This window comes from Nitrospira sp. BLG_1 (assembly GCF_047338595.1).
Lineage (GTDB): Bacteria > Nitrospirota > Nitrospiria > Nitrospirales > Nitrospiraceae > Nitrospira_D.
Window position 1 is genome coordinate 26,908 of the sequence record NZ_JBLFBO010000016.1, and the last position, 22,190, is coordinate 49,097.

The 22,190-nt window shown below is 55.5% G+C and carries 20 protein-coding genes and 1 tRNA gene; 17 read left to right on the forward strand and 4 right to left on the reverse strand.

The features are described 5' to 3' along the window. Position 1 precedes the first annotated feature (1 nt). The 4 genes from thrS to ACMTNU_RS13055 all read right to left on the reverse strand — a co-directional run bounded on the left by thrS (position 2) and on the right by ACMTNU_RS13055 (position 3,155). The gene (gene thrS, locus ACMTNU_RS13040; protein WP_413935695.1) at positions 2-1,930 is read right to left on the reverse strand and encodes a threonine--tRNA ligase; all 1,929 of its coding nucleotides are present in this window, start codon (positions 1,928-1,930) and stop codon (positions 2-4) included. An 86-nt stretch (positions 1,931-2,016) separates the two neighbouring features. Beyond that, positions 2,017-2,091: transfer RNA gene (locus ACMTNU_RS13045), tRNA-Val, on the reverse strand. Between the two features lie 133 nt (positions 2,092-2,224). Continuing rightward, positions 2,225-2,497 (reverse strand): HU family DNA-binding protein, encoded by a 273-nt coding sequence (locus ACMTNU_RS13050; protein WP_086424796.1) that lies wholly within the window; start codon positions 2,495-2,497, stop codon positions 2,225-2,227. A gap of 67 nt (positions 2,498-2,564) precedes the next feature. After that, a complete protein-coding gene (locus ACMTNU_RS13055; RefSeq protein WP_413935696.1) occupies positions 2,565-3,155 on the reverse strand; it encodes a helix-turn-helix domain-containing protein in 591 nt (196 codons plus the stop codon). Positions 3,156-3,464: 309 nt separating this feature from the next. On the opposite strand from ACMTNU_RS13055, the gene ACMTNU_RS13060 reads away from it, so the two are divergent. From ACMTNU_RS13060 to aroF, 17 genes are all read left to right on the forward strand, one after another. After that, entirely contained in the window at positions 3,465-3,914 is a 450-nt protein-coding gene (locus ACMTNU_RS13060; protein WP_413935697.1) for an RrF2 family transcriptional regulator, read from the forward strand. A 40-nt stretch (positions 3,915-3,954) separates the two neighbouring features. Further along, positions 3,955-6,444, forward strand: a complete 2,490-nt coding sequence (locus ACMTNU_RS13065) for a sulfurtransferase TusA family protein (RefSeq protein ID WP_413935698.1) — start codon at positions 3,955-3,957, stop codon at positions 6,442-6,444. Positions 6,445-6,446: 2 nt separating this feature from the next. Beyond that, on the forward strand, positions 6,447-7,139 hold the full coding sequence (locus tag ACMTNU_RS13070; RefSeq protein ID WP_413935699.1) for a phosphoadenylyl-sulfate reductase: 693 nt from the start codon (positions 6,447-6,449) through the stop codon (positions 7,137-7,139). A 2-nt stretch (positions 7,140-7,141) separates the two neighbouring features. After that, a complete protein-coding gene (gene trpD, locus ACMTNU_RS13075) occupies positions 7,142-8,182 on the forward strand; it encodes an anthranilate phosphoribosyltransferase (RefSeq protein WP_413935700.1) in 1,041 nt (346 codons plus the stop codon). A gap of 26 nt (positions 8,183-8,208) precedes the next feature. Next, positions 8,209-9,006, forward strand: coding sequence for a sulfate adenylyltransferase subunit CysD (gene cysD / locus ACMTNU_RS13080; RefSeq protein WP_413935701.1), 798 nt, complete (start codon positions 8,209-8,211; stop codon positions 9,004-9,006). Between the two features lie 98 nt (positions 9,007-9,104). Beyond that, on the forward strand, positions 9,105-10,949 hold the full coding sequence (locus ACMTNU_RS13085) for a GTP-binding protein (protein WP_413935702.1): 1,845 nt from the start codon (positions 9,105-9,107) through the stop codon (positions 10,947-10,949). Positions 10,950-11,362: 413 nt separating this feature from the next. Further along, complete coding sequence (locus ACMTNU_RS13090) at positions 11,363-11,935, forward strand: OmpA family protein (protein WP_413935703.1); 573 nt, start codon at positions 11,363-11,365, stop codon at positions 11,933-11,935. Continuing rightward, positions 11,932-13,692, forward strand: a complete 1,761-nt coding sequence (locus ACMTNU_RS13095; protein WP_413935704.1) for a hypothetical protein — start codon at positions 11,932-11,934, stop codon at positions 13,690-13,692. Before ACMTNU_RS13090 ends, ACMTNU_RS13095 begins: the two co-directional genes overlap by 4 nt. A 412-nt stretch (positions 13,693-14,104) precedes the next feature. Continuing rightward, positions 14,105-14,824 carry a PCP reductase family protein gene (locus tag ACMTNU_RS13100; protein ID WP_413935705.1) on the forward strand — a complete coding sequence of 240 codons (720 nt, stop codon included), beginning with the start codon at positions 14,105-14,107 and terminating at the stop codon, positions 14,822-14,824. A 96-nt stretch (positions 14,825-14,920) separates the two neighbouring features. Further along, positions 14,921-15,676 carry a hypothetical protein gene (locus ACMTNU_RS13105; protein WP_413935706.1) on the forward strand — a complete coding sequence of 252 codons (756 nt, stop codon included), beginning with the start codon at positions 14,921-14,923 and terminating at the stop codon, positions 15,674-15,676. A gap of 218 nt (positions 15,677-15,894) precedes the next feature. Further along, positions 15,895-16,653, forward strand: coding sequence for a YebC/PmpR family DNA-binding transcriptional regulator (locus tag ACMTNU_RS13110; RefSeq protein ID WP_413935707.1), 759 nt, complete (start codon positions 15,895-15,897; stop codon positions 16,651-16,653). A gap of 48 nt (positions 16,654-16,701) precedes the next feature. Continuing rightward, positions 16,702-17,310, forward strand: coding sequence for a Holliday junction branch migration protein RuvA (gene ruvA / locus ACMTNU_RS13115; protein ID WP_413935708.1), 609 nt, complete (start codon positions 16,702-16,704; stop codon positions 17,308-17,310). 2 nt (positions 17,311-17,312) lie between these two features. Then, entirely contained in the window at positions 17,313-17,804 is a 492-nt protein-coding gene (locus tag ACMTNU_RS13120) for a hypothetical protein (RefSeq protein WP_413935709.1), read from the forward strand. A 16-nt stretch (positions 17,805-17,820) separates the two neighbouring features. Beyond that, the gene (gene ruvB, locus ACMTNU_RS13125; RefSeq protein WP_413935711.1) at positions 17,821-18,825 is read left to right on the forward strand and encodes a Holliday junction branch migration DNA helicase RuvB; all 1,005 of its coding nucleotides are present in this window, start codon (positions 17,821-17,823) and stop codon (positions 18,823-18,825) included. Positions 18,826-18,988: 163 nt separating this feature from the next. After that, a complete protein-coding gene (gene pheA, locus ACMTNU_RS13130) occupies positions 18,989-20,065 on the forward strand; it encodes a prephenate dehydratase (protein ID WP_413935712.1) in 1,077 nt (358 codons plus the stop codon). A gap of 3 nt (positions 20,066-20,068) precedes the next feature. Beyond that, positions 20,069-21,154, forward strand: a complete 1,086-nt coding sequence (gene hisC / locus ACMTNU_RS13135) for a histidinol-phosphate transaminase (RefSeq protein ID WP_413935713.1) — start codon at positions 20,069-20,071, stop codon at positions 21,152-21,154. Positions 21,155-21,172: 18 nt separating this feature from the next. Further along, positions 21,173-22,186 carry a 3-deoxy-7-phosphoheptulonate synthase gene (aroF, locus tag ACMTNU_RS13140; protein WP_090745677.1) on the forward strand — a complete coding sequence of 338 codons (1,014 nt, stop codon included), beginning with the start codon at positions 21,173-21,175 and terminating at the stop codon, positions 22,184-22,186. Positions 22,187-22,190 lie beyond the last annotated feature (4 nt).

Sequence of the window (22,190 nt, forward strand, 5' to 3'; positions counted from 1 at the left end):
CTTAGTGGGTGTGTTGAAGCTCTCGCCGGGTATGCTTGAGCTCGGATTGCAACAGATTCACGATCTCGGTCACCGTCATGGTCCCTAACGTGGCTCCACTTCGGCCTCGGACTGAGAGCGTGCCATTCTGGACTTCTCGATTCCCTGCCACCAACATGAACGGGATCTTTGCCTTTTCGGCCTCGCGAATCTTGAATCCGATCTTTTCATTCCGAAGGTCTGCTTCGGCCCTGAAACCGGCTGCTTTCAATTGTGCCACAACGGCACTGACATAGTCCTGCTGCTGATCAGTGATATTGATGACCACTGCTTGTACGGGTGCCAGCCAGGTCGGAAAGGCGCCGCCGTAATGCTCAATCAGAATACCGAAGAACCGTTCAATCGATCCCATCAGGGCACGATGGATCATGATCGGGCGATGGGCCTTCCCGTCTTCTCCGATATAGCTCAAATCAAACCGCTCGGGATTGTTGAAGTCCACCTGGACCGTGGAACATTGCCATGAGCGGCCGAGCGCGTCTTTGATCTTAATGTCGATTTTGGGGCCGTAAAACGCCCCGCCCCCAGGATCCAACTGAAAGGCAATCCGACGGCCCTTCAATGCGGCTTCCAAGGCGCTGGTGGCCAATGTCCAATGCTCATCGCCGCCGACCGATTCCTTCGGTCTGGTGGAGAGAAACACTTCAAACTCAGTAAACCCAAATGTTTGAAGCACGAAAAATGTAAAATCCAGTACCCGGCTGACTTCCACTTCCATCTGATCAGGTCTGCAGAAGAGGTGGGCATCATCCTGTGTGAATCCCCGCACTCGCATGAGGCCGTGGAGGACCCCGGTCCGTTCGTACCGGTAGACGGTGCCAAGCTCACCATATCGAATGGGAAGATCTCGATAGCTTCGCAGGTGAGACTGATAGATCATGATGTGGTACGGGCAGTTCATCGGTTTGAGTTGGTACTCGCTACCCTCCAGCTTCATGGGCGGAAACATGTTTTCCTGATAGAAATCGAGGTGACCGCTGGTTTTCCAAAGATCAAGGCGGGCCGTATGAGGGGAGTAGACCAGGTTGTACCCGTCGCGAATATGTTGTTCGCGCCAAAAGTTTTCAATCAACAGGCGGACTGCGGCCCCCTTCGGATGCCAGAGCACGAGACCAGGGCCGATGTCATCCTGAATACTGATCAAGTCCAGTTCCTTCCCGACTTTTCGGTGATCACGACGCTTAATCTCTTCCAGCCTGGCCAAATAGGCATCAACCTCGGCTCTGGTCGGAAAAGAGGTTCCGTAGATCCGCTGCAACATCGGGTTCCGCTCGTCCCCGCGCCAGTAGGCACCGGCAATGTTGAGCAACTTGAGGGCACCGATATGGCCGGTCGTTGGCAGATGGGGACCCCGACAAAGATCCACGAAATCACCCTGCGTATACGCGGTGATCGGCTCATGATCGGGAAATCCTTGAATCAATTCAACCTTGTACTGTTCACCACGAGATGTGAAGAAATCGATGGCCTCCTGCTTGGAGAACTCCCTCCGTGTAATGGGGAGGTTGCGTTGAATGATATCTGCTGCACGGGCTTCGATCTTTTCCAGATCTTCCGGCGTGAAGGGACGCTCGAAGGCGAAGTCATAGTAAAAACTATCGTCCAACGCAGGACCGATCGTCAGTTGAGCTGAAGGGAACAGCTCTTTCACCGCTTGAGCCATGACGTGGGTACTGCTGTGGCGGTAGACCTCCCGCCCTTCTGCACTATCAAATCGAAGCGGTTCGATCAGGACACCACCGGCAAGAGGTCGTGACAGGTCAACCACGGCCCCATCCACCTTGGCTGCGAGCACATCCGGCCCCGACACCCCCAAAGAAGAAAGCGCGGTCCCTGCGGTGTCGCCCGCTTTCGTATCGGTACTGTGGCCGTCCTTGAGAGCAATCTTCATCGAGTCTACTACACAACCGAGCGCACGAGGAAAATGACAGCGGGTGAGCGTCGGTCAAGACAAACCCAACCGTTCATGTTTCACTATGGTAGGCGCGGACGGTCTTGAACCGTCGACCTCTACCGTGTCAAGGTAGCGCTCTCCCCCTGAGCTACGCGCCTATCAAGAAGAGGAGGCATGCTAATATAGCCCCGAGGATACTGTCAAGAAAACGAAAGAGAAGACAGTCGCCCTTCAGGAACCTGAAGGAGCCACCACCTTCTCTTTCTCCTCTCGCCGGCACCCAGAAAAAATCTACTTTACTGCGGAGCGGAGCTCTTTTCCGGCTGAAAACTTGGGCACTTTTGCCGCCGGAATCCGGAGTGACTCGCCCGTTCTGGGGTTCCTTCCCATTCGTGCTTTCCGCTTGGAAAGCGTAAAGGTGCCAAAATTGACAAGGGAGACACGTTGTCCCTTCTTCAGTGAGGAGGTCACTGCACCGGTGAATGCTTCAAGGGCGGTTCCCGCCGCGACCTTGGTGATTCCCGCCGAGGCGGCCATCTTCGCGATCAGCTCTTCCTTTGTCATCATGTCCCTCCTTAATGGGTAGTGAAGAAATGGAGAAAATGACTCCGGTGACACTGCATTGGCACACTCATGCACTACGATTCGCCCGTAACTTGGTCTGTTTCAGCGGGATATGCAGATTCACGATCTTTTTTCTCAGCGTGTTCCGGTTCAGTCCAAGCAACGCGGCCGCCTGAATCTGGTTACCTCGTGTTTCTTGCAGCGCCGATGTGATGAGAGGGCGCTCGACGGCGGAGATAAGGATCGGGTGAAGGTTCCTTGCGGAGCCGTTGCGCATCCCCTTGACGAATTCACCCATTTTGACTTCCAAGTAATTTTCCAGAGACCCGTCCCGGGCTTTACTCAACTGGGGGCCGCCTGGCGTGAGTACGGTTTGGATCAGATTCAGGGCTTGTCGTAAGACCGCGCGCGAACCTTGAATGAAAAGCGTGTGAGTGAAATCAAGATGCTCGGGCCGTGGAGCGACCGCGCCTGGTGTGCCGGATAATTCCTCGATGAGGACATCCACCTGCTGATGGTTCGATGATTCGCTCTGGAAGGCGGCTGCATCACGGAATATGCTGATGGAGGAATCCGTAAAGATCTGTTGAACTTGAGCATGGACGGACGGGTCCGTCGTAAGCAATACGATATTGTATGTCGGCGGTGATGCTGGCATGAAGGCACCATGTAGAAGAAGAGTGCAGATTATTGTCCGTGGCAGAATTGATGTCAATCGGATTTTCGGCCAGGGCCTTCTGCCGGACAGCTTTCAGTGAGGCGTGATGTGTGGAAAAGGATCACGTCTACAAAGAGTTGGAGATCGATGGAGACTTGGAATCGGGAGGCGGCAATAAAACAGGACGCAAAGGTGAAAATACTTAGAGTGCCAGTAGTTCGCGGAGCTGATGCGGGCAAGTCGATCTTGACAGGTTCACGATCGGGCAGGTAGAGTGTGGCGCTCTAATTCCTACAGGAATTGTAAAGAATGAAAATGTCCAAGCGTGTGAGCTATGGAATCCTGGCAGCCATTGATCTGGCCATCCATGCGAAAGACGCTCCGATTCAAGCCAAGGCTGTCTCAAGGCGCCAGGGCATTCCTCTTCGTTTTCTTGAACAGGTGCTTCATACCATGAAGAATGCCGGATTGGTTGAAAGCCAACGTGGAGCACAGGGCGGGTATCTGTTGTCTCGAAAACCGGAAGACCTTTCGCTTGCCGAGATATTTGAATCTCTTGAAGGGCCGGTCTTTCATCGGTCGGGCGTCAATCCGCTGCCTCGACCTCGCCATATGGGAAAATCTGATCTCCTTCTGGGCGATGTGTGCGAACAACTTCAACAGGCCGAGCGGAAAGTTCTCGAGAGTATCACGATTGAACAGTTGGCGGCGCGCCAGCGGCTCGCGGATGCGCAACGTAGCCCCATGTACCATATCTGATGGAAAAGGCTTCTTCTTCCAGGTGACTAAGGAGTGACCCATGAATGACACTGCATCTCTTGCCATCCCCCATATTGAGACACACCCGATTCCTTCCGCCATTCTGGAAGAAATAGAGACCTTTGAAACCGAAGCCATGCGGACATTGGCCGGAGACATCTCCACGGACCTATTCAAGCCGTTCCGATTACAGTACGGCATTTATGGTCAGCGTCAGCCTGGGGTCCAGATGGTGCGGATCAAGATTCCGTTCGGGGGAATTACTGCGAACCAGCTCCGCCGCGTGGCGGAACTGGCAGACCGCTATGCGACGGGTGTCGGTCATGTCACCACCAGACAAGACATTCAGATGCACTTTGTTGAGCTGAAAGATGTGCCGACTATCATGCGGGGTCTTGCTGAAGTCGGCCTGACCACTCGCGAGGCTTGTGCAAATACGGTACGAAATGTGACGGCCTGCCACCTGGCCGGGGTGTGCCAAGGCGAAGTGTTCGATGTGACCCCGTATGCAAAGACGGTCGCCTATCACCTGCTGCGGAATCCCTTGAATCAAAGCCTACCGCGCAAGTTTAAGATTGCGTTTTCCGGTTGCGCGCACGACTGTGCCCTCACGCCGATTCACGACATCGGTTTGTTGGCAGTCAAGCGTGCGGACGGAGTCATCGGATTTCGCATGGTTGCGGGTGGAGGGTTGGGTTCCACACCGCGGATTGCCCAGTTGCTCCGAGAGTTCACCCCGATGGAGGAGCTGATTCCCAGTATCGAAGCCGTCATTAAGGTATTCGATACCCTCGGTAATCGGAAAAACCGAAACAAGGCCCGCATGAAATTTGTGATCGACAAGCTGGGCTTCGAGGAATTCAAGCGCCGATGGGAGGCCGCCTATACCGCAATGGGGCATGCCCTTCCGAACAAGGGCGCGATTGCCTTATTGCCCTATCAGGACACCCCTCCGGCACTCATCATGCCGACTCGCAACGGGATGTCCAATGGAAACGGGAACGGAAACGGAACCCATCCGATCGGCCACGAGACCCCATGTGACATGTGGAGGCGGACCAACGTCGTCCGGCAAAAGCAGGATGGGTATGTGACGGCAGCAATCAAGCTCTTTATGGGCGATATCACTTCCCAGCAACTGTTGTTTGTCGCGGATCTGGCTGAACGGTATTCCAACGGGAATCTTCGCACCACGATCAATCAGAACCTGGTAATCCGGTGGATTCCCGCTGATCGGCTCTCGTCTCTCTATGAGGATTTGGCCTCTCACGGGTTGGCTGATCCCGGCGCTGAACTCGTCGAAGACATCATCGCCTGTCCCGGAACCGATACCTGTGGGCTGGGTATCACCTCATCAAAAGGTTTGGCGCGAGCGCTAGCCGAGGTGTTTCCTGCCGGGCGGGTACCGGAAGAGTTGACCGGTGTGGATATCAAAATCAGTGGGTGCCATAACTCCTGCGCGCAGCACCACATCTCCACGATCGGGCTGCATGGCGTCGGGAAGCGTATCGGTGAACATGTCGCACCGCACTATGAGCTGCACCTCGGTGGGTCGGTCAGCGGCACGGCGACGATCGGACAGATGATCGTGAAGTTGCCGGCGAAAGCGGTCCCGGCAGCGCTTTCTCATTTGATCGACGTGTATCGGCGTGATCGTCAGGCGAATGAAAGCCTCACGAAGTTCATTGCCCGTAAGGGGAAGGCCAAGCTGAAGGACGAGTTGATTCCTTACACGATCGTTCCCTCGTACGAAGAAGATTCGACCTTCTACTATGACTGGGAAGGGGAGGACGAGTTTATTTTGGAGGATCTCGGCCCGGGCGAATGTGCCGGCGGCGCACTGGAGATGATCGAAAACGGTATTTTGGAGGCGGATCAAGAACTCTATCAAGCGAAACTCTTGGTCGAGAAGCATCAGTATTCCGTGTCGGTCAACAAATCGTATCGCGCGGTGTTGGCGGCGGCGAAGGCGTTGCTTGTGACGGAGGGATTGGAACCATCGACGGATTCCGAAACCTTCACCGAATTCAACAGCCGGATTGCCCAGAAGGGGATCGTGCCATCCATCTATCGAGACCTCACCAAGAAGGTCGGCGATCTCGGTCCCAAAGAAACCTCGCCTGAATCGGCGCGCGAGAAGATGACGTTTGCCAAGGGCTTTGTCGAGGCCTGCCGTGCCGCCACGGACCAGATGGGCAAGGATCTTAAGCTGGCAGCTGTGAAGGAAGAGCAGCTGCCGTCCGCGCCCGCACCTGTTCCCGTTGACGTTCAACCGGTTGCTCCAGCTTCGACCGGAGCCCCGGTCTACGATCTGCGCGGCGTCGCTTGCCCGATGAACTATGTGAAGACCAAGCTGAAGCTTGAAATGATGGACGCGGGGGAGAAGCTGGAAGTCTGGTTGGATGCGGGCGAACCGATCAAGAATGTGCCGATGAGTCTCAAGAATGATGGGCATAAGGTATTGATCCAAGAGGCTTTGGAGGCGGACGCGTCGCATTATCGGATTCTGGTCGAGAAGGTTGAGGGCTAGGGGTGAGTGCTGATTTCAAGACGCTCAGTGATTCCTTCGAGGCGAAATCGCCGCAAGATGTGTTGGCCTACGCCATTGAGACGTACCATCCACGGATTGTGTTGGCCTGTAGCTTTGGGGCTGAAGATGTGGTCCTCGTCGATATGGTGCATCGCATGAACCCCGATATCCCATTGTTCTATCTCGATACCGATTTCTTGTTTCCGGAAACCTATGCGACGAGAGATCGCATCATCGAAAGGTATCAGTTGAAGCCGGCGCAAGTGATCCAAGTGAAGTCATTGTTGACGCCGCAGAAACAAGCAGCGTCCTATGGCGACGCTCTCTGGACCAGCAATCCAGATCAGTGTTGCCAATTGAGAAAGGTTGAGCCGTTGACTCGTGTGCTGCAAGGGTACGATGCCTGGATCACCGGAATCAGGAGAGATCAAGCCCCGTCCCGGGCGGATGCCGGTTTAATCGAGCGGGACCAGAAATTTCGCTTGGTCAAGGTCAATCCACTGGTGCGATGGAGCTGGACCGATGTCTGGACCTACATCAAGATTTACGAAGTTCCCTACAACCCGCTGCATGATCAGAATTACCCCAGCATTGGCTGTACCCATTGCACCAAACCGGTGATGCCGGGGCAAGATCCTCGATCGGGCCGCTGGCAGGGTAGCGCCAAAACCGAATGCGGGCTTCACAAGTCGTAATTATGCCATTTCACGAAATTCTCGCAAAAGTTGCCAAGGGCCCCAAAGCATCCAAAGACCTCACCTGGGATGAGTGCAAGCAAGCGATGAAGGCGTTGGTGGAAGGTGAAGCCAGCCCCGCGCAGGTCGGAGCCTTCCTCATCGCCATGCGATTCAAAATGGAGTCCGTCACCGAGTTGGCGGGATTGACGGCGGCGGCTCGACAATATGTGCCGCCGTTGGCTGTCTCGCGTGGGGTGGCTGTCGTGGATGTGCCGACCTATGCCGGGAAGCAGGATACCTTTCATGCAATTGTCGCGGCCTCGATCGTGGCGACAGCAGCCGGGGCAACCGTCTTGATGCACGGCTACGATGGAATCCCTGCACGGCCTGGCGCAGCCGGGGTATTAAAGGCATTGGGGATCCGGGTGGATGCTGAACCCAAGCAGGTTGCCGAGGAGGTGAACCGCAGCGGCTTCGCCTATTTGGACATCGGCCTCTACCACCCACCGGTCTACCGATTTCTTGAAATGCGCCAGACACTTGGGGTCAGGAACGTGTTCCATCCAATCGCCAGACTACTGAATCCGGCTCGGGCGAAGGTGCAGGTCGTGGGTTTGTCGCATCCGCCTCACTTTGAAAAGACGGCCGAAGCCTTGCGCATCCTTGGGTGCCCCCATGCGTTGGTCGTGCGGGGAGTCGAGGGTGATCCGGAGTTGTCGGCCTCAATGGCAACCAGAGTATTGGAATTGCGCGACGAGCGGATCACGCCGATCGGTGTGGCGCCAAAGGATTTTGGTTTGGCATTGGCCCCATCCCGCGAGATGGCTGGATTTCCACCGGACCAGCGTGAGAAGGAAGCAGATCTCCTACGTCGGATACTTGAGGGTCGAGTGCAGGGCGGTCAAAAAGATTGGGTGCTGATGAATGCGGCAATGTTGCTGTATGCCGCGGGGAAAGGGGTATCGCTTGCCGCTTGCTTCCCAGCCGCTCGCGCCGCGATTGAAGGAGGCGCTGCGGCTCGCAAGCTCGAGGATCTCATCAAACAGTCGGTGGCAGCGTAGAACAAGAACCGGAAAGAACAGAGGTCATGAAACACCTTCGTCAATTGGAAGATCAAAGCGTCTACATCCTGCGAGAAGCCTACAAGCATTTCAACAATCTCGCCATGCTCTGGTCGATGGGCAAGGATTCCACCGTGCTGCTGTGGTTGGCCCGCAAGGCCTTCTTTGGGCATGTGCCGTTCCCACTGCTCCATGTCGATACCAGCTATAAAATTCCGGCGATGATCGAGTATCGCGATCGTCTGGCGCGAGAGTGGCGATTAGACTTGGTCGTCGGCCAAAATAAAGAAGCCTTGGCGGCCGGCATGAACCACACCCTAGGCCGTGTGGTCTGTTGCACCGCGCTGAAGACGAACGGCCTCAAGCAACTCTTAGAGAACAAAGGATATACCGGGGTCATTCTTGGGGTCAGGGCCGATGAGGAAGGGACGAGAGCTAAGGAACGCTATTTCTCTCCTCGGGATAAACACGGCGATTGGGATTTTCGAGATCAGCCGCCCGAGCTCTGGGATCAATACAAGACCACCTTTCCGCCAGGCACCCATATCCGGATTCATCCTCTCTTGGATTGGACGGAAATCAATATTTGGGAGTACATCAAACTCGAAAACATTCCGTTCATCGACCTCTATCTCGATAAGGGCGACGGGACACGCTATCGCAGTCTGGGTTGCGCGCCCTGTACGACCCCGATTAAATCAACGGCCAAGACCGTGGATGACATTATCGAGGAGTTACGACATACGACCGTGGCTGAGCGATCAGGCCGAGCGCAGGACGAAGGACGGGGCATGGAGCTCCTGCGCAAAGATGGCTATATGTAGACAGAAGGGTGAATGGTTAATGAGTGAGAGATGAAAAACAGCGTAGTTCTTCATTGATCGTGAACCATCGCCCATCAACCATTCACGAGTGAGCACGCATGCAAGTCAATGTGACAAAACCATCTGAAAATTTGAACATCGTCATTGTCGGCCATGTGGATCATGGAAAGTCTACCTTGCTGGGGCGGCTCTATGCCGACACCGGTTCTCTCCCCGATGGGAAGCTAGAAAAGGTTCAGGCTATCTGCAAGCAGCAGGGGAAGGAATTCGAGTACGCGTTTCTCTTCGATGCCTTCCTTGAGGAACAGGAGCAGGGGATTACGATCGACACGGCCCGTACGTTTTTTATGTGGAAGGGCAGGCAGTACATCATTATCGATGCCCCGGGGCACAAAGAGTTTCTGAAGAACATGATTTCCGGGGCAGCTCGTGCTGAGGCAGCCTTGCTGTTGATCGATGCGTTGGAAGGGGTCAAGGAGCAATCCAAGAAGCATGGATATCTTCTGTCGCTGCTGGGGGTCCGCCAGTTTGCCGTGGTGGTGAATAAGATGGACCTGGTCGGCTATCGGCAGGATGTGTTCGACGGGATTGAAAAAGAATACCGAGAGTTTTTAGGGCAATTCAAAGCGGTGCCGGCACAGTTCATTCCGGTGAGTGCCAAGCTCGGGGACAATATCGCGAACCGTAGCCACGCGATGTCCTGGTACAGCGGTCCTACCGTGCTAGACACACTCAGCGCGTTTCAAAAGGAAACCGCTCGTTCCGAGCAACCTCTGCGACTATCTGTCCAGGATGTCTATAAGTTCGATGCTCGGCGGATCATCACCGGTCGAATTACAGCAGGGCGGCTTAAGGTAGGCGATCATCTCGTGTTCTCGCCATCCAACAAGCGGGCGAATATTAGAACGGTGGAGGCCTTCAATATCGAGCCACAGCCGACTGAAGGCCAGGCCGGTCAATCGATCGGCATCACACTCGATGAGCAGATTTTCGTGGAGCGAGGTGAGATTGCCTCACATCAAGAGCATCTGCCGTCGGTCTCGACAGCATTCCGGGCCAATCTGTTTTGGTTGGGGAAGAAGCCGTTGGAAAAAGGCCGCAAGTATCTGTTGCGCGTCGCCACGAAGGAAGTGGACTGCGAGGTGGCCTCGATTCACAGAATCATCGATACAATGGACCTCGCACAGCAGCAGGGCAGTAACAGTGTCGGGAAGAATCAAGTGGCCGAATTGACCTTGCGCACCAAGGCCCCGGTTGCCTTCGACCTGTCGGCGTCATTTGAGGCCACCGGCCGGTTTGTTCTCGTCGACGAGTACGATATCGCAGGCGGCGGCATCATCACTGAACTTGTCCATGACGATCAGGAGTTTCTCCGCGAAGAGGCTAGGCGTCGCGATTTTGCCTGGGTGAAGGGTGAAGTCACCGTTGAGGATCGGGCACAGCAATACGGCCATCGAGCGGCGATCGTCCTGATTACCGGAGGTCGACACACGGGGAAATCATTCTTGGCGAGAAAGCTTGAAGGCCGTCTCGTGGCGGACGGACGTCATGCCTACTTGCTGGACGGGGAAAACCTGCGCCGCGGTCTGGATGCGGATCTCAGCGAAGAAGAGCGGGGCCAAACGACTGAAATGGCCCGTCGCTACGGCGAAGTGGCAAGGCTCCTCATCGACACCGGCCTCATTGTCGTCTCGACGACGAATCCCTTTGGGCTGGCCTATCGCGAAGCCTCGGAAGCCATCAGGACCCTCGTCCATCCTGCGCCGGTCATTGCAGTCCACATGAGCAAGACCGCGGAGGAGCCGCCACCCAATACGGATGTTGTCCTGACGGGTCCCACGGACTTTGATGCAGCCACTGCCCGAATCTTGGATGAATTGAAACGTCGAGGTGTCTTGGCTCAGGCCATTGGCGCCAAGCCGGTCTTTCAATATTCTATTTAGAGCAGCGGCACCCGACATAATCGACCATGTTGGTCATCGACTCGTGGCGATTGTGCCATTGCTTCCCACACAGGCAAGACAGTAGACAAACCGCAACTGAATACAGATGTTGGCCTTGCAGGCCTGCTACAGATTTCGACATCGCGCGCGGCGCGTATTGTTGAAGAATTGAAACGCTGGAGGAACTGACGTCGGGCGTTCATTCCCTCGACAACGGGGGAAGGCTGTGGGCATCCTCATCAGGCTATGCGAAACAGGACGTGGCATCAATCCATAGTCCGTGGGGCACTGCCAGGACGCGAGTTTCCTGCCTGTCAGACGATGGGACAAGACCGACCTCTTGACGGCCCTTCCTAATACCACTATTCTGTTGTGACGCGCTCATTTATTCTCCTTAGGCTAAAGTGACAGTCATGCAGGGTAAAGACCCGTTCTTGGTATTCCTCGGGGTATTCATCCTTGGTGCGACATTCTTCTTCTGTGGTAAAGGGGCGGTGACGTCACCTCCTCCGGTTGCATCGCAGAACCCGTCTGAAACTCCTCCGCCGGTCCAGAGGCTTATTGAGCCGCCGTCATCGCCGCCACCAGTGCCGTCGGTCTCCACGGCCGCTGTGCTGAAAAAAAAGATCGACGCGCTGCTGATGGGGACTGCGATGATGTTTCGAATGAACAGCGCCCTGCTGGTCCCAGAGGGAAAAGTTGTCCTGAATAGCGTGGCCGCGATTTTACAAGAAGATCCCACAAGTGTCTTTGAAGTTGCCGGCCATACAGACGGCGTCGGACCGGAGCACGCGAATCGGTTGCTTTCGGAACAGCGGGCTAAGGCCGTCGTCGAGTATCTGATCTCAAAAGGGATTGTTGCCGATCGTCTGATTGCCACAGGATATGGAGCATCACGACCGATCACTGACGGTTCGACCGATGAGGCGCGTGAGCCACACCAGCAGATCGAATTCTCAATTGGGACCAAGGGGGAGGGGCCATGATGTCACCGCACTGGACATGCTGGCTCGGGACGGTGGTGGGAGCTGGATGCCTCGGGTGGGGGATCAAGGGACTGGTGCTGGGCTCAGTGATGGATGACAGGCGTCGGGAGGTGGAACGGCTCACGAGCAAGGTCACCATGCTCACCAAGCTCGCCAATCAACCGCCGGAGGTGCGAACGGTGGAGAAGCGAGTGGAGGTGCCGGTCGAACGGGTGGTGATCAAACAGGTTGAAGTGCCGGTTGAGAAGATCATTGAGAAGCGGGTGGAGGTGCCGATTGAAAAGACCGTGGAGAAGGTCGTCGATCGGCCGATCGACAATCCGGAGCATCTGTCCAGAATTAAGGCGTTGGAAAGCGAAGTCGCTCTGATCCTTCGCTTACTTGGGCAGATCATTCAACTCCAAACTGCTTCTGCACAGGCCGAGGAAAGGGGTAGTGAAGGGCGGGTGGTGGTGCCCATTGATGCTCCGGAGCACCTGGACCGGATCAAGGCGTTAGAAGGCGAAGTGGCTGTCATTGACGATCTTCGCGCGCAGATTGCTGAGCTCCAAGCCACGTCCGTGCACATTGGAGAGAAGGTCGCCGAGAAGAACATTGAGTCTCTCACTGGGCAGAACGGAGAACTACCGGTCGACAGTCCGGAACCTCTGGCGCGGATCACGGCGTTAGAGGCCGGGGTGGCCGAGATCGCCGAGCTTCGTGCGCAGATTGCTGGGCTCCAGCACGCGTTGGGACAGGCTGGGGGGATGGCAGATGAGAAGCAGAGCGAGCCTCCCATTGAAATAAACGGGGCGGGGCCAGTCGACAATCCGGAGCATCTGGCGCGGATCAAGGCGTTGGAAGGCGAGGTGGCCGAGATTGCCGAGCTTCGTGCGAAAATCGTAGAGCTTTGGGAGTCGTCTGTGCAGGCCGGGGAGAAGGGGGTTGAAACGCAGAGCGAGAATTCTACAGAAAGGCATAGGGGATTGCCGGTCATTCAGACGAGTGAACACAGGGCAGATGGCGACGATGCCGGCGAGGTATCGGATAAGGGACAAGCGGTGGAGGAGTCGTCTGATGATCTCAAACAGATCCGCGGGGTCGGGCCGGCGTTAGAACGATTTCTTCATAAACGGAGCGTCTTCTGGTTTCACCAGGTGGCGACCTGGAGCCAGGCCGACATCGACAAGTTCGAGTTCCTCTTGCCCAACTTTGGGGGCCGCATTCAACGAGAAAACTGGGTGCGCAGCGCGCAGGTCGAGCACTATAAAAAGTACAAGCAGTGGCTCGGAGGCGGCGAGCCTCCACGTGAAAACCTGGATCGTCCGATGCAGACAGCGCAGCCCTACACCACACCTTCACAGACCGTGGAGAAGGTCGCTGAGAAGCGGAATGGGATTCTTGCAGAAGCGAATGGGGATGTACGGCTCGCCCCGGTGAGTGAACAGGAGGGGAGCCTCAACCATGCCGGAGCCGGTGAGCCGTCGGATAAGGGACAAGCGGTGGAGGAGTCGCCTGATGATCTCAAACAGATCCACGGGGTCGGGCCGGCGTTAGAACGGTTTCTCCACAAACGAGGCGTCTTTTGGTTCAGCCAGGTGGCGACCTGGAGTCAGGCGGACATCGATAAGTTCGAGTTCCTCTTGCCCAACTTCGGCGGGCGTATCCAACGAGAAAACTGGGTGCGCAGTGCGCAGCTCGAACACTACAGAAAGTATAAGCAGTGGCTCGGAAACGATGAGTCCACAACGACAACGCCGGAGGCGCCCTCGGTTTGAACTCCATCGAAAAATCACAAAACACGATTTCTAAGGTTGCTGATCCCAGGTCAGGCAGCTGCTTGTCTTGCCACAGACCAGATCTGGTTGGAAATGTGTATGCTGATCTCTTGCTCCCCTCCGAGGATGCGTATCTGAGGCAAGATTTCCAATTCTGAGATTAGGTTCTACTCCGGAAACCAAGGCATGCTGGGCTGAGATGAGAACAACACTGTACAGGGTCAAAACACCAGTGCAACATTAAGTCACAAGTCCGTCTCAATTTCCGAAGTAAGTCAGTACCTCGCCTCTTGCTTCTCCATCCTCAGCCGGTTTGACTCCCCCAAAACCCTTGTGATAGCGTAAGTTTCTTATTGATCATGGGCTCGACACGCCATAAAGAACTACTTCGGCGGAGAGAACAGGAGTTTGTATGAAATTCGTCTGTCTGAACTGTGAAACCTATATGAGTCTGGAGAAGGTCGAAAAGCCGCAGGAGGGTTCCCTTGGAGTTTTCTTTGCCTGTCCGTCTTGTAATGCCAAATTCTCGATGGTGACCAATGCCGGTGAAACAAACATGATGAATTCTCTGGGGCTGAAACTCGGAGCAAAGTCAGAACCAGCGGCCTCCATGGAAGGGCTTCGCACACTCGCGGGAAATGGCCAGGGGGCTAAGGCTCCAAAGCCGAATTCTTCTGCCCCAGCCATGGCTGCCACGGCGGCGGCGCCTGCGAAGGCTCCTGAGAAAGCGAGTGGCTGTCCCTTCTCCGCAATGGTTGCGGAAATGGGCCTGACCAACTCCGGTAAGCCGGCAAACGGAGCTTCCGAGTTCACGTGGACTGCTGATGCCAAGGAGAAACTCGAGCGGCTTCCCGCATTCGTGAAACCAATGGTGCAAGCGAGCGTCGAGGGCTATGCGCGCAAGCAGGGGGTGACGACGATCTCGCTGCAAGTGATGGATGATTCCAAGAATTATTCTCCTGAAGGGATGACCTGGTCACGAGAAGCCGAGCAGCGCTTGGAGAATATTCCTGACTTCATCCGTCCCATGGCGCGCAAAGAGGTGGAGCGGATGGCCAAGGAACGTGGGCTTGCGACCATCACGGCACAGGTGATGGATGACGCCAAAGACAAGTTCATGAAGTTCATGTAAGAACGGTTTCGTTCTCTTGGGAAGTGAAAGGCCTATCCTGGCCGTCTGGATAGGCCTTTCCGCTATGTGCAGTCATTCGGTCGACGGTTCGATAGCATGAAGTGGTGGGTTCCTCAACTGTCTGTCCTGCTGTTGACGGTTGCGCTCTCCTCCTTGGGCGGCAATATTTCTGCCCAACTCTCATCGGAACTCCTGGTAGTTCCCGCTCCAGCCAACCAAAGCCACAGCACGCATCGTGAACCGGCTGGCGCTAAATGGGAAGGATCGGCCCAAGGGGTAGCCTATTCAGAGTTTAACCATCGGCTTGCCGGATTGGCTGTCCTGCTGTTTGGTCTGGCGGAGTTAGGACATGCGTTGCGGTATCAGGTACCTGTCTGGACCCGTCTGGTACTCCCATGCGCGCTTGGAGTCCTTGGGACGTATCTTGTGATCTGGAGCGACCATGAGGCCTGGCCGATCGGGGCACTCACGTTCGCACAGACCTTCTCCGGGCAGGATCTTGAAATTCTCCAGCATAAATTCTACGGAGTATTTTCGAGTGTCGCCGCAGTAAGTGAGACTCTGCGTCGGATCGGTTGGGCGAGGCATCCCGGGTGGGCAGTCCCCTTGCTTATCCTCGGATTTTTGGGTACCCTGCTGCTCTTTGCCCACTCGCACGGGAATCATCCGGCGAATCACATCATCGAGTTGCACCATGCCTTTCTTGGCATTATCGGGATTGGTGCGGCGGTCTCGAGTGCCATGATGGCATGGGCATCCCATACCTCGGAGCAGACAATGAAAAGATGGGAAGTGGCGTGGGCGACTTGTGTGGTCGTCATCGGTCTTCAACTGCTTGTGTATTTTGAGTAGCCGCAATGCAATGCGGTCCTCTGCAGCAACCCTCTCTTCTACCCCTCCGCTTGCTGCGCGTCTATTCAGGAGAGCACCCAATCGCTCGTCTTCAGAGACCGGTGAGATTTGACACCTTTCTGAGGCCTGTGCTACCTCTAACCATTCACAGGTCATTCGTGCTCTATCACACATCTCTAACCGGCCGAGAGGGTATGGCTGGATAGAGGAGGACACACATGGGTGGACATAGCCATTGGGCAACGATTAAGCGCCACAAGGGGGCTCAGGACGCCAAGCGTGGAAAGATCTTTACCAGAATTATTCGTGAGGTGACGATCGCTGCCCGTTCAGGGGGAGATCCGGACGGGAACCCACGGCTTCGTCTGGCCATTGCCAAGGCGAAGGAAGCCAACATGCCAGGCGATACCTTAAAGAAAGCGATTCAGCGCGGCACCGGGGAGCTGCCAGGCGTGACCTACGAGGAGTTTGCGTTGGAGGGCTATGGGCCTGGAGGAACCGCGCTGCTCTTGGACATTACGAGCGATAATCGGAATCGAACAGTGGCGGAGATCCGGAGTCTGTTGACCAAGAATCATGGCAACATGGCTGAGGCCGGTGCCGTCGCATGGCAGTTTCACAAGAAGGGGCTCCTGACGATCGAGGCGGGGAAGGTCGATGAGGATACTTTGCTCTCCTTGGCCCTCGATGCCGGAGCAGAAGACGTGAAAACCGGTGATAAATCGATTGAAATCATCACCGGACCACAAGAATTCGAAGCCGTCAAGAAAGCGTTGGCCGACGCAAAAGTTGAGACGACACTGGCAGAAATCACGTATGTGCCCCAGAATACCATCAGCCTCGAAGAAAAGTCGGCCGAACAGATGCTGAAATTGATGGAAATTCTGGATGAGCACGACGATGTGCAAAAGGTTCACGCAAACTTCGATATTCCGGATGACGTCATGGAAAAAGTGGCCGCGACGGCGGCGGGCTGATCCTCCGGTGGCTCTTGCCTGGCACTTGTCTTGGGATAACGAGACGAGATGATCGCCTTTCTCACGGGGCGGTTAGCAGTCAAAGCCCCGACCCATCTGACGATCGATGTGCAGGGGGTCGGGTACGAAGTTCATATTCCCCTCAGTACCTACTACTCGCTTCCAAACCTCGACGACAGTACGGCACTGCATATTCATACGCATCTCCGGGAGGATGCGATCCAGCTGTTCGGCTTTCTCTCCCAGAGCGAGAAGGAGGCGTTTTTGCTGTTGACCAGCGTCTCCGGAATCGGCCCAAAATTGGCGCTCAGTGTGTTGTCGAGTTTATCGGTTACCGATTTGGTTCATGCCATTCAGGCTGCGGATACCGAGAAGCTGGAGACTGTTCCGGGGATCGGCAAGAAGTCGGCCGGGCGTCTCGCGCTCGAACTCAAAGATAAGGTCGGTAAGATTCAAGGTATCCACCCCCGTTCTCCTGCGGCAGAGCCTGCGGAATTCGATGATCTCTTCGAGGATGCGTTATCCGCTCTGGTACACTTGGGCTACCGTGCTCAAGATGCCAAAGAAGCCTTAAAGCGGGTGACAAAAGCCGCATCAGGCTCGCTGGCACTAAAGGAACTGATTCGAGAAGGGCTCAAGGAGCTAGCAAGGGGGTAACGATGATGCCATCTTGTACGAGGACTACGGCCAGGCTCATCTTGTACGGTGCGATGATAGGGACTTCGTTTACTCTTCTTTCTTCATCCGTGAGCCTTGCGGAAGAATCATCGGAGCCGAAAACGATCAGGATGACTTGCGGGAAATGTCCGGACGGCTATGCAACGACCGGCGTCACTCAATCTCAGGATATCTGTAAAGATCAGGAAGGGACGCTCGTGCAATGCGTGCCACTTGGCGCGAACATGCTGGGAGTCTGTGGAGCTTGTCCTGAGGGGTATGCGGAAATCGGGAGCTCCTCGGTTCCTGCGCGTTGTGGAACCAATGATGGGGGACGGCTGACTCAGTGCCAACTGCGAAAAATGGAGACCACGTTCCCGGACGCCACTCAAGGATACAAGGCATGTCCTCCGGATTGTGGCGATACGGCAAAACCTGGCCAGGGAGCGATTCCGCCGCCTCCACTGTACCAACAGGTGCCAGATCATAAGTAAGTGCCGATGCTCGGCTATGACTGAACGGCTTGTCACCAATCATGCAGAGGAGGAGGAGCGAGGACTGGAGAATGTCTTACGTCCCCAGACGCTTGAGGAGTATGTCGGTCAGGAGAAGATGAAGGAGTCGCTTCGGATTTGTATCGAAGCGGCTCGGCAGCGGGGAGAATCGCTTGACCACGCCATTTTTTACGGCCCGCCCGGTCTCGGTAAAACAACCATTGCGCACATCATTGCGCGGGAAATGGGAGCGGCGTTGCGGTCAACCTCGGGGTTGGTGCTTGCTCATGCCGGCGACCTTGCAGCCGTTCTGACCAATCTTCAAGAACATGATGTGTTATTCATCGATGAAATTCATCGCCTCCCTGCTTCTGTGGAGGAGGCGCTCTATCCAGCTATGGAGGACTTCCAACTGGATTTGGTGGTTGGACAAGGACCAGCTACCAGAACCGTGAAACTCGATCTTCCACGGTTTACACTGGTGGGAGCCACGACGAGGGCTGGCTCCCTCACCTCTCCCCTCCGTGATCGCTTCGGATTGGTCTATCGGCTGGAGTTTTACGAGCCTTCCGAGCTGGAGGCCATTGTGGTGAGGTCGGCAGGTGTCCTGGGGGTCGGCATTGATCGGGCCGGTGCAGCAGAAATCTCGCGGCGTGCGAGAGGAACCCCGCGGATCGTCAATCGGCTTATCAAGCGTATCAGGGATTATGCCCAAATTAAGGCTGATGGCCGTATCACTAAAGAGGTCGCGCAGGAGGGGCTGGCGTGGCTGGGGATCGACGAGGCCGGGTTCGACGACATGGACCGCAAAGTCCTCCTCACCATTATCGAGAAGTTCAACGGGGGGCCGGTTGGAGTGGAGTCCTTAGCGGCTGCTGTTCAAGAGGATAAGGGCACGATCGAGGATGTGTACGAACCCTATCTCATTCAGGCAGGTTTCTTGGACCGTACAGGGCGCGGCCGTCAGGTCACGAAGTTGGCGTACGACCATTTCAAGCGACCGTCGCATTTGCTGATGTAAGCCGGGCACGCGCGACTCTAAGCGCGTGCTTTCCGTGGGCATCAGCTGTTCTTGCAATAGTTTCCGCCGATCCTGTAGAATTCCCCACTTGTCTCAACGATCCCCGTCCCTCAACGGGATGAGGAAGCCCTCCTGTGAACGGGTGCTTGAAACGAGACGCCGTATGCCCAAGGACATGCCAGAATATCGTAAGGAAATCGATAGGATCGATGATGAGATCATTCGGCTTCTGAACGAACGTTCAAAGAGTGTCATTGAAATCGGGCGATTGAAGAAAGAGAAGGATGCGGATGCCAACCTCCATACCGCTGGCCGGGAGGCTGAGATCATCCAACGGCTCACCAGACTCAATACCGGTCCATTCCCCAGCGAGGCCATTCGCTCTGTCTATCGGGAAATCATGTCAGCGTCGCTGTCGCTTGAGGCTCCCCAGAAGGTCGCCTATCTAGGACCGAGGGCAACCTTTACCCATATGGCCTGCATGCAGAAATTCGGCTCATCCGTCCAGTATGTGCCGGTCCAGAGCATTAAAGAGGTCTTCAGCGAAGTGGAGCGAGGCCGAGCTAATTTCGGCGTAGTGCCGATCGAGAACACGACGGAAGGTGTGGTCAATCATACGCTCGACATGTTTATCGATTCTAACTTGCGGATCTATGGAGAAATTCTTCAAGAAGTCTCTCATCATTTGCTGTCCAAATCAGGCCTCATGGAAGATGTGAAGAAAATTCAGTCGCATCCGCATGCCCTGGCTCAGTGCAGGAACTGGCTTGAGACCAATCTCCCCCACGTTCCTACGGTGGAGGTGGCGAGCACGGCCCGGGCCGCCGAGATGTGCGTCGATGATCAGGCCTCTGCCGCCATTGCGTCGGAGTTGGCTGGTCAGCTCTATGGCCTGAAAGTGATCAAGGCCCGGATCGAAGACAACCTGAATAACTTCACCCGTTTCCTGGTGCTGTCTCAAAAACCTTCCGAACAGACGGGGAAAGATAAGACGTCGTTGATGCTGTCGGTGAAGGATAAAGTCGGAGCTCTCTACGATTTGCTTCGTCCGTTCGCTTCCTATGGCATCAGCATGACCAAGATCGAATCACGTCCCTCCCAGCGGAAAGCCTGGGAGTATATTTTCTTTGTGGATGTCGAAGGACATATCAATGATGATCGAGTCAACAAGGCCGTGGAGGAAGTGAAGGCCCGCTGTCTCTTTATGAAGATCTTGGGCTCCTACCCGGCACATAACTAAATTATGCCACTCCAGGTCCATCCTGATATCCGATCCCTCAGTCCGTACGTCCCCGGGAAGCCGATTGATGAGCTCCAGCGGGAGCTCGGCTTGACTCGCGTCATCAAGCTTGCCTCCAACGAGAATCCCCTGGGACCTTCACCAAAAGCCATAGAGGCTCTTAGTGGAGCACAGGATACGCTCCATCGCTATCCTGATGGAGGTGCCTATCAACTGCGCCGGGCGCTTGCCGATCGCTGGAAAGTGACTCAAGAACAGGTCATCCTCGGAAACGGGTCCGATGAGATCATCGGCTTGCTCGCCAGAACATTTTTGGCTCCTGGCGATGAAGCCGTGATGGCGGATCACACCTTCGTGATCTACAAGATGGAGGTCACGGCCGTTCACGGAAGGCCGGTGATCGTTCCTCTCGTCAACTGGACTCACGACCTTGAGTCAATGGTTCAGGCGATTACGCCGCGAACGCGGTTGCTGTTTCTCTGTAATCCCAATAACCCCACCGGGACGATGGTGTCGGCGGACGCGGTCGAACGCTTTATGGCACGAGTGCCGGACGATGTGATTGTGGTGTTCGACGAAGCATATTACGAGTATGTCCGCCATCCTCAGTTTCCAGATGCGCTGGGCTATGTGAAACAGGGGCGGAGCGCGATTGTCCTGAGGACTTTCTCGAAGATTTATGGGCTGGCCGGATTGCGAATTGGGTATGGTATCAGTACTCCAGAAGTCATCGATTACTTGAATCGGGTTCGGCCTCCATTCAATGCCAATAGCCTTGCCCAGAAAGCCGCGCTGGCTGCCCTGGCCGATGACGATCATGTGGCGAAGAGCCGGGCGGTCAACGCCGCCGGGATCGAGCAGGTGGGGCAAGGGCTGCGAGCACTCGGACTCGTACCGATTCCGACGGAAACCAACTTTCTCTACTTTGACGCCAAACAGGATGGACGTGGAGTGTTTGACGCACTCCTGCGAGAAGGCATTATTGCGAGGCATATCGAGGGGACCATGCTGCGTGTCACCATCGGCCGATCCGACGAGAATACCGCCTTCCTTCAGGCGCTCGGCAAGGTCTTAGGCGGCCGCAGATAAGAGTCGTAAGAGGGAACTATGATCATTGTATTGAAACCGGAGGCATCGGAGAGCGAGGTCGACCATATTATCGATCGACTGAGGGACCTTGGCCTCAAATCACAAATCTCAACGGGCCAGGAGCGCACCATTATCGGGGTCATCGGCGACGATCGTATTCTGCACAATCAGCCGTTGACGGCCCTTCCCGGTGTCGAAAGCGTCTTGCCCATCCTGGCTCCGTGGAAACTAGTCAGTCGTGAGTTTAAGAAGGAGCCGACGATCATTGATGTCGGGGGTGTCAAAATCGGCGCCAAGAAACTCGCGATCATGGCTGGTCCCTGTGCGGTGGAGCGACTCGAGCTGACGGTTGGCATTGCCCATGAAGTCAAAGCTTCAGGCGCGACAATTTTGCGTGGTGGGGCCTATAAACCACGGACGTCTCCCTATTCGTTTCAAGGACTGGGGCGGGAAGGGTTGGACTACCTCGTTGAAGCGAGAAAACAAACGGGTTTACCGGTGGTCAGTGAAATCTTGGATACTCGTGATATCGAGCTGTTTTTAGAGAAGGCGGATATCATCCAGATCGGCGCTCGGAACATGCAGAACTTCGAGCTGCTGAAGGAAGTCGGGGCCTACGACAAGCCCGTGTTGCTTAAGCGGGGGTTGTCGGCCACGATCAAGGAGTTTCTCCTGTCGGCTGAGTACATCATGTCACGGGGCAATCAGAATGTGATGTTGTGCGAACGGGGCATCCGCACGTTCGAGACGCAGTACCGGAACACCTTGGATCTGGCGGCCATTCCAACATTGAAAGAACTTTCTCATCTTCCGGTTATCGTGGACCCCAGCCATGCCACAGGCAAGTGGGATCTCGTGGCGCCGATGTCGAAAGCGGCGGTCGCGGCGGGCGCGGATGGGCTGCTCATTGAGGTCCATTCAAATCCGGAATGCGCGCTCTGTGACGGCGAAGAATCGATCAAGCCGTCGAAGTTCAAGACGCTGATGGGAGATCTGAAGAATATCGCGAAAGCCGTGGGAAGAGAGTTGTAACATC